Source organism: Streptomyces eurythermus, assembly GCF_014649115.1.
Taxonomy (GTDB): domain Bacteria; phylum Actinomycetota; class Actinomycetes; order Streptomycetales; family Streptomycetaceae; genus Streptomyces; species Streptomyces eurythermus.
On sequence record NZ_BMSK01000002.1, the window covers coordinates 353,853 to 361,747 of the forward strand.

6 protein-coding genes are annotated in these 7,895 nt (G+C 67.9%); 5 read left to right on the forward strand and 1 reads right to left on the reverse strand.

The genetic code is table 11. From position 1 onward, the window contains the following. Positions 1–38: 38 nt before the first annotated feature. Both IE251_RS04300 and IE251_RS04305 read left to right on the forward strand, forming a co-directional pair. Positions 39–1,331, forward strand: coding sequence for a cytochrome P450 (locus IE251_RS04300; protein ID WP_229896579.1), 1,293 nt, complete (start codon positions 39–41; stop codon positions 1,329–1,331). A 368-nt stretch (positions 1,332–1,699) separates the two neighbouring features. Next, entirely contained in the window at positions 1,700–5,353 is a 3,654-nt protein-coding gene (locus IE251_RS04305) for an NACHT domain-containing protein (RefSeq protein WP_189751551.1), read from the forward strand. Between the two features lie 349 nt (positions 5,354–5,702). On the opposite strand, the gene IE251_RS04310 is transcribed toward IE251_RS04305, so the two are convergent. Continuing rightward, complete coding sequence (locus tag IE251_RS04310) at positions 5,703–5,852, reverse strand: hypothetical protein (RefSeq protein ID WP_189751552.1); 150 nt, start codon at positions 5,850–5,852, stop codon at positions 5,703–5,705. 323 nt (positions 5,853–6,175) lie between these two features. Here IE251_RS04310 and IE251_RS04315 point away from each other — a divergent pair, with 323 nt between their 5' ends. The 3 genes from IE251_RS04315 to IE251_RS04325 all read left to right on the forward strand — a co-directional run bounded on the left by IE251_RS04315 (position 6,176) and on the right by IE251_RS04325 (position 7,731). Next, positions 6,176–6,685, forward strand: coding sequence for a hypothetical protein (locus IE251_RS04315; RefSeq protein ID WP_189751553.1), 510 nt, complete (start codon positions 6,176–6,178; stop codon positions 6,683–6,685). Between the two features lie 134 nt (positions 6,686–6,819). Beyond that, complete coding sequence (locus tag IE251_RS04320; protein WP_189751554.1) at positions 6,820–6,972, forward strand: hypothetical protein; 153 nt, start codon at positions 6,820–6,822, stop codon at positions 6,970–6,972. 57 nt (positions 6,973–7,029) lie between these two features. After that, positions 7,030–7,731: a bleomycin resistance protein gene (locus tag IE251_RS04325; RefSeq protein ID WP_189751555.1), complete on the forward strand. Its 702-nt coding sequence runs from the start codon at positions 7,030–7,032 to the stop codon at positions 7,729–7,731. The last annotated feature ends 164 nt before the right edge of the window (positions 7,732–7,895 follow it).

The window sequence follows — 7,895 nt, forward strand, 5'->3', positions numbered from 1 at the left end:
GGACAGGTACGAGGGTCAGGGACGGTCTCATGGGCCCAATGAACGAGCCGCCGCGGATGTCCGAAGGCGGTTTCGCGGCCTGGAGCCGCGACCGGCTGGGACTGGCGCGCCGTGGCGCTGACGAGTGCGGGGACGTCTGGCAGCTGGAGCCGGGTGTCTACGTAGCCGCTACGGCCGGGCCGTGTGAAGCAGTCCTGTGCCGCGGGCAGGACTTCATCAAGGTCCCCTCGCCTCTCTTCCCGCCGTTGAAGCGGTCGAGCGGAGCGCCGGCGCCTGAGGAGCGTGTGCACTCTCACATCGCCCGCATGCGCGGACTGCGCCCGCAGGCGGTTGCAGGCCGGATCGGTGAGATCGCGTCCGGGACCGCTCGATTTGCTGACCAGTGGCCCACGGGTCAGGACGTCGAGATTCTGCCGCTGGTCCGGCGTGTCCTGGAAGAGGTTGGCATGCGCTACCTCTTCTCCGAAGACGCTCCCACCCTGCTGCCCTTTGCCCCACAGCTCTTCCTGGCCCGGGAGGTGCTCGCACGCCCCTCGCGCTGGGTATGGCCGCGTTGGGTCCCCACACCGGCCCGGCGGTTCCGCACGCGACAGCAAGTCGCCTTCACCAACGCTTTGCGGCCCATCGTTCGTCGGCGCCGTTCATCGGGCCGGCTCGGTGACGACGTGCTGGGACAGATGCTCCGGCCCTCCTCCCGCTACGGCCTGCTGCGGGAAGAAGCCATCCTCGACGCTCTCCCCGGAATCACCGTCGCCACCTTCGAGACACCCTCCCGGGCAGCCGGATGGATCATGCTCCACCTGGCCCGATACCCCCAGGCAGCGGGCCGCGTCGCGGCCGAAGCCGCCTTGCTGCCCGCAGACCCGGCCGTAACGACCAGCACCCACCTCGACAGCCTGCGGTACACCCAGGCACTGGTACGCGAGGTGCTTCGACTGCACCCCCCGAGCTGGCTACTGACCCGGCGCGCCACGCAACAGACTCAGCTCGCTGACTACACCCTCGAGGCCGGGTCCACCGTTCTCGTCTGCCCCTACACCGCCCAACGCGACGCACGGGAACACTCCGAGCCGGACCGATTCCAGCCTGAACGCTGGCTCGATGATTCGGGCTCGCCGGCGAAACCCGGGGTCTTCCTCTCCTTCGGTACCGGGCCGCATGGCTGCGAGGGAGCCGCTCTGGCCATGGCGATGCTGACGCTCCTGACTGCGCAGACCGCTCGCTGCTACCACTTGAGCGAGCCGCTCGAACCGGAACGCAGCTACCGTCTCACCACCTTCGGAGGTCTCGCAACTGACGGCTTGCGCCTGCGTGCCACCTTGCGCGGCTGAGCGCAGTCCTGCTTTCCGCGACGAGGACGTCGCTCGCCTCTCCCCGTTCGTGCGGCATCACGTGACCATGCCCGGCCGCTACTCCTTCCTGCTGCCCGGGATGCCCGGCGGGCTCAGGCCGCCGCGCGACCCGCACCAGTCCGAGGCGTGAGCCCAGGTGCCGTGGCGGACCTCAGCGAGCCAGCGGTACGCGGGGCTCGTGGCCTGGCGTTCATGGTGGGGAAGCAGCGCCTCCTAGCAGACGTCCCGCAGTGACCCCGTGGCCATGCCATGGGTCCGTGCGCTTGGCGGGTGCCGCCGTTGTCATAGGCGCCCTCTAGGCTTGTCACTTCTGTACATGCGTGGGAAGCCCGAGTCGGAGGAGCAGCATGACGGACGCCAGTGCGGGACAGGGCAACTATCTCTACGAGCGGCTGACGGAGAAGAACTTCCAGCGCCTGTGTGCAGCCCTTCTCGCCCACGTCCACCCCGACGCCCGCTGCTACCCGGTCGGGCACTCCGACGGCGGCCGGGACATGACCCGCACCGATGGGACCGAAGCCGTCGTCTATCAGGTGAAATGGACTAGCAAGGCAACCCAGAACCCGGTCTCCTGGCTCAGTGCCGCAGTCAAGGAAGAAGCGGACAACATCCGCCGACTGGTGCGCGACGGCGCAACCCGGTACGTACTCATCACCTCCGTTGCCGGCACCGCCGTCCCGGGCCGGGGCAGCATGGACCGCCTGGACGCCGAACTCACCAGGCTCAAAAACGAATTCGACATCCCGATGCAGGTGTGGTGGCGCTCCGACATCGATGCGCGCGTCGACGCCGCGCCCACCGAACTGAAGTGGGCCTACTCCGACATGCTGGCCGGCCACGACCTGGTGCGGTACTTCATCCACGGTGCCCAGGCAGCTGCCCAGGACCAGGAACTGCGGACCCTGGTGATGAAGGTGATCGCCACGCAGTGGGAGGAAGACTCGAAGGTCAAGTTCAAGCAGGTCGAACTGACCACCCACAACCTTGATGACCTGTTCGTCGACGTCGGCGCCACCCGTGTCTCCGAGCCGAGCAACCTCCGCCGCCCCCTGCCCGGTTCGCTGGATCTCGGCCAGGACTCCGCCGACTTGGCCGGGGCCGCCCGCTATCTGATGCGCGCCGACCGCCCGTTCACCCTGGTGCGCGGCGAGCCCGGCCAGGGCAAGTCCACGCTGAGCCAGTACCTGTGCCAGCGCCACCGCGCGGCCTACCTTAACGAAGTCGGCGAGTCCGCCACTGGCCCGGCTGAGCCGGAACAACCGGCCGACCCGCGTATCGCACTGCGCATAGACCTGCACGACTACGCGGCCTGGCTGGCAGGACAGGACCCCTTCGCCGACGACATGGGAACGGCCAGGAAACGGCTGCGCCGCGACGGACAACTCGAGCAATTCCTTGCCGCGTTCCTCACGGCCCACGGCGGTGGGCTGCCCGCCGACGCTGCGACGGTGCACGACCTTCTGGGCCGGCTCCCTGTCCTGGTGGTCCTCGACGGGCTCGACGAAGTCGCCAGCCCCACCACGCGCAAGCGAGTCGTCAGCGAGATCGACACCTTCACCGCCCGGTTGCGCACCGCTCTCAACGCCCAACTGATCGTCACCACCCGGCCCAACGCGTCAGAGCTGGCCGAGCCGTCCGAAACTCTCTTCGAGACCATCGCGCTCACCCGTCTCAGCCCTGAACTGCGTAACGCCTACCTACACAAATGGGCTCGAGCTCGAGACATATCAGGCCCCGACTTGGTCCAGCTGGAGCGGACGTTCAGACAACGCTCCGCCGAGCCCCACATCGCCCAGCTGGCAGACAACCCCATGCAGCTGACGATCCTGTTGTTCCTGATGCAGCGGCGCGCCAACTCCGTGCCCAACAGCCGCACCGCGCTCTACACCTCCTACATGGAGACCTTCCTGGACAGGGAGGCGGAGAAGACGGCGACAGTCCGTGAACACCGCGCCGACCTGGAAGAGGTCACGGCGTTCTTGGGATGGCATCTGCAGGCGCGCGCCGAAGCGGAGAACGGTAACGGCCAGATGCCGACCCGCGAGTTGTTGAAAGCCGTCATGAACTACCTGTTCGACGTCGACAAGGACGAGTCGATGTTCACCGACTTGTTCACCGCCGTCACCGACCGGGTCTGGGCCCTCACGAGCAAGGTGCAGGGAACCTTCGAGTTCGACGTGCAGCCGCTACGTGAGTACTTCGCAGCCCGCTACCTCTACGAGTACGCGGGTGCCGACCAGCGAGGCTTCGACACCGGCGAAGTGCTACGCAACATGGTCCGGCGCGGATACTGGCTCAACACCCTGCGCTTTTACGCCGGGTTCGCCAACCCCAACGAACTCGGCGGCATGGTCGAGGCACTGGAGGAGGAGCGCGAGGCCCGCCTGCACCCTAATCAGGTCCGCATTGCCGCCTGGAACCTCCTGGCCGACGGCGTGTTCATCGGACGCAAGCGTTCGCAGAACCGGGCCGCGGAGCTCTTCCTCGACGATCTGAGCGTCCGCCTCATTCACCACAGCGCCACCTACATGCACGAACTCCCAGAAGTAGCCGGAGACCGCGGCGGACACCACCTGGCGGCCGGACTGAGAGCGCGCGTCGAGAAGAACCCCGCCTCCCGGGCGACAGCCGAACGCATCCAACTCGCGTCGCGTCTGGATGACCCCACCGAGTTCGACGCCTGGTGGCAGGACCACATGCTCGCGGCAGCCGGTACCGAAAACGAGCGTACCTGGCTGGAGATCGCCGCACCTACCCAGAGCCTGGCCCGCGCCAGCGCCGAGGTCGTGAACCGTCTCGCCCTGGCCGACCCAGCCACCTCAGCTGCGGCTCTCGCCGCCGGCGCCGTGGCGGAACCTGCCTCCCCGGCAGAACACGCCCTTCTTCGCGCCGTCCTCGACGGTCACGCCAGCGACATCACCCACCCTTGCCCTGGCTACGCGGGAGACGTATTGCACGTACTTCGCCCTGACTATTACATGCGCAAGGCGTGGGAACGGCCGGACACCGCAGATGGGCGAGAGACTGCCTGGTCCCCGCAGCACCACCGGCACGGCGCATTTCGTCGTCTTCGTGACAGGGACTCCCGCTTCGCTCTCCTGCAGCAAAAGGCGAAGAACACCGCAGGGCAGGCAAAAACCACATCAATCTGGGGCAATACTGCCCGCGCCGTCAGCGAACTGTTCGGACCATGCTGGCTGGCCGCCGAGATCGCCATTATCGGAGCGGCCGCCAATCCCAGAACGTTCCTGACCGGAGGAGACCTCACCCGGGACTCCGAATGCTTCGGCCCTCGCCCCGACTACGGGCGCTTGCTGCAAGAGATACGGCGCAACCGTGCGAACCCGACATGGTGGACGGAGACCTTCACGACCTACACTGACCCGCTGTCGCGAGCAGTCTGGGTGCTGGCACTTCTCAGCACCGCCACCCAAGACACACTTCTCGAGCACCTTGAGCACGTGGACGACGCCATCGGCAAGATTCCGGCCGAGATGCTGTCCGTACTGCGCCTGAGCTCCAGCCGACTGGGCGCTATGACCTCGGCCCGCCCCTTGTCAGAAGCTGCCCTGGCCGCCGCAGCCGACCGGAGTCTGGCTACTGTCAACCTCCTCACCCATCACGTCCACAGCAAACAGCTCGCTGCCTTGGACGAGTCGACGCTGATCGACATGGCGCGCTATGGCGGCGCTGCCTGGCCCGCCCTCCACGCCTTGACCGAGCGGATGTCACACGCTCTTACGCCGCAACTGATGGATGGACTGAGAGCTTATGGCCCCTACTCGCAAGGACCCTTCGGAGAGCCGCTCCACGTGCGTGGCGACGTCTTCAACGGCGCCTCCGAAGCTGTTACGGCCGTCCTTGACGCGCCATTCGACTACCCCGTCGAATGGGTGCTGGCAGCCGTTGCGGCAGCCGAACGTTCAGCTCTGGCCGCCGATGCCTCCTACCTGCAGGATGTGGCCCGCGAACAGAACTGGTTCACCCACCAAGATCGCTGAGACGAGCACCCGGACATCGAGTCAACCCGCGCTGCTCCTGCCCGCATAGGGTGCACCTCAGGACAGCCCCATGCGAAATGACCGAGCAGTGTCGGTGCTCCCGCACACAGGTTTCCGGGCTGGCCGCATGGGGTCGGGCCGAATTTGTACCCCATGCTTTTGCGGCTGTATGAGCAACTCGTCGCTTCTGAAATGGACTAGGCCATGTCGCCTTTCAGAAAGTGGAGATGACCGAAACCCAGTGATACCGACACCCCCGCGGCGAAGGTCGCCAACACGGTCGCCGTGCTGGAGGAGGTCGGCCGTCGCTACTGGGCGCCGCGCCGGTATCAGACCCTCCACCGGGGGATCACGGCGAAGGACTACGGCCCAGGCGGTGCCCGTCGTGGTCACCGCCCTCGAGCAGCTCCAAGGGCACGGCGCGGATGCGGCGGTGGGCGAGCAGGCGCTGACGGCCGCACTGGACAGTCCCGACGGCGACGTCCTCTTCTGCGACCATGAGGCCCGCGCCGACAATGAGGAGAAGCGGCGCCTGGCCGCCGAGCGGGAGGTGCGGCGGCCGAGTGCAACCGGTGCGGAAGGAAGTTCACCGATCAGCGCCGGGGGGCCACCGAGCACCGGACGGCCTGGAACGCCGGGAGGCCGCCCGCCTCCAGCCGCCGCACCGCCAAAGGACGGCCAGGAGCGGCACGGGGGCCGCGGCTGGTTCCGCTGGCGGACCTGACCGCACAGCGGGACCGTTCCCAAAGCCAGCGCACCACTGAGCGGGACGGACAGGCCCATCCGCCGTCGGCAGCACACCCAAGGCCCTACACAGGCCGTATGAGACGCAGCCGAGAAGAAACCGCACCCCAGCACCTGCTGGGCGACCTGTGGCACGGTCTGTCCCAGCTCCAGCACATCCGTCCCGACTCGGTGGGCCGCGTTGGGCCGCTCGCCCGCCCGGTCGGGCTGCTGTCTTTCGCCGTGGCCATCGACACCGTCCTCGCGGCCCGCGTGCAGTTGTCCGGCGTGGAGACGATGCGTGAACTCGACGAGACGCTCCGCTCGGTCCCCGGGGGCGTGCATGCCCGCTTCACCGGTCCCGGTGTCGCGCTGGAGGTCACGCTCGGCAGATGGCAGGCACTCTCGATACACGCGGCGCACACCGCCGGCCTCGCCCGGCTCTTCCGACACGCTGCGGGCGCCATCGGTGCCCGCAGCACGCCGGGGGAGGCCGGTGCTTTCACTGCGACGGGACCGGGTGTGCCCGCCCGCTGTGGGGGCGGGCGGGCAAGCCTGAGCGGCGGGCCCGGCAAGCCCCGCCGCGGGTTGTTCCGCCGCCGCAGCTGACCACACATGTCGACGCCGCTCCTCCCGCCGGCCACGGAGGAGGGGGCGGCGTCGCCGGGCAGCGGCCCGGGCCAGGCCTCGGAGGCCTGCTTCGCCAGCGCGGCGAGCGGGGAGCGCCGGGCTTTCTCCGCCGCGTGCAGCTGTTCCCGGACGGCCCCCGGGTGTGCGGCGGGGATCGCGTCGACGTCGGTGGACCAGTAAAGGGCGACATCGACGGCTTCGTGGGCGCCCCGGCACTCAAGTGGTCGCAGCTGCTGGTGCTTCCGTGCGATGCCGAGGACCTGTAAGGGCACCGCTGGCGTATCCTCCAATCCTCTGTTCAAATTTGACTAGAGTGGGCCAGTGTGAGCGAGAAGACGATTCCGATCCTGCCGTGCCGGACCATCCAGCCCGTTCTCGACTTCTATACCGCCCTTGGGTTCGAGGTGACCTTCCAGCAGAAGAGCCCCAATCCGTACGCGATCGTCCAGCGCGGCGGCATACAGCTCCACTTCTTCGGGATGAAGCACTATGAACCGGCCGAGTCGTTCAGTACGTGCATCGTCCAGACCGATGACATCGACGGGCTGCACGAGACCTTCCGGGGCGGGCTGAAGGCGGCGTACGGACGAGTGCCGAACCGCGGGCTGCCGCGAATCGGGCCGCTGAAGAACACCTCACACGGCGTGCGGCAGTTCCTCATGACCGACCCGGGCGGCAACTGCATCCGCATCGGGCAGCCGATGAGCCACGACCAGCACCACCGGCCCGCCCCCAAGGAGACCTTCGCTCGAGCCGTGCACCACGCTTCCCTCCTCGCCGACTCCAAAGAGGACCTGACGGGCGCCGCCAAGGTCATCGACCGGGTGCTGCGCCTTCAGGGTGAGCGGCCCACACCTGTGCAACTGCTTCGTCTGCTCGTGCTGCGTGCTGATGTCGCCACCCGTCTTGGCGACAAGGAAGCCGCGGCGTCCGCGCTGGCCGCGGCCAGCGCAGTCCATCTGACCGCGGACGAACGGGAGTCCGTGGAGGACGACCTCAAGCGCCTCACGCAGTTGTTGGACTGAGGGCCGTAAGCGCTTCTCGTAGCCACTCGTTGAGGACTGCGACCAGCGCGGTCGCCTCGTAGCGGACGGCGAGCCTGCCGTATCCGGTCGCCACGGCTCGGTGCGCCAGTGGGTCAGGGCCGCGGTGGGGGGGGGGGGGGGGGGGGGGGGGGGGGGGGGGGGGG

What these genes read in the sequence shown, in the direction of transcription:
- IE251_RS04315 (WP_189751553.1), top strand. Translation starts at nt 6,176, where the DNA reads ATGAGACGCAGCCGAGAAGAAACCGCACCCCAGCACCTGCTGGGCGAC.
- IE251_RS04310 (WP_189751552.1), bottom strand. Translation starts at nt 5,852, where the DNA reads ATGGTCGCAGAAGAGGACGTCGCCGTCGGGACTGTCCAGTGCGGCCGT.
- IE251_RS04305 (WP_189751551.1), top strand. Translation starts at nt 1,700, where the DNA reads ATGACGGACGCCAGTGCGGGACAGGGCAACTATCTCTACGAGCGGCTG.
- IE251_RS04300 (WP_229896579.1), top strand. Translation starts at nt 39, where the DNA reads ATGAACGAGCCGCCGCGGATGTCCGAAGGCGGTTTCGCGGCCTGGAGC.